We start from the raw sequence: 230 nt of genomic DNA on the forward strand, positions 1-230 counted from the left end.
GGTAAACTGGCCGCCGAGATTCTTCCCGGAGGTCAGCATGACTACCCAACGTCACTACTCGCCGATTGACCGTCTGTTACTGCAAGCCGATACGGCCATGCGTACGCTGCTGCCGTTCAGTGGCCAACCGTACCGTCCGTCACCCGCCATCGTGCAGCCAGACGCACAAATGAGCGAGACCGAGACCCGCCATGTCGCCGGCCTGATGCGCATCAACCATACCGGTGAAG

The 230-nt window shown here is 60.9% G+C and carries 1 pseudogene; it reads left to right on the forward strand.

Features of this window, described 5'->3' with window-relative positions:
• Positions 1–37 precede the first annotated feature (37 nt).
• Positions 38–230 (forward strand): annotated as a pseudogene (locus AC0L2O_RS37695) (hypothetical protein); the annotation flags it as partial.

The organism is Bradyrhizobium sp. Kon10, assembly GCF_055807395.1.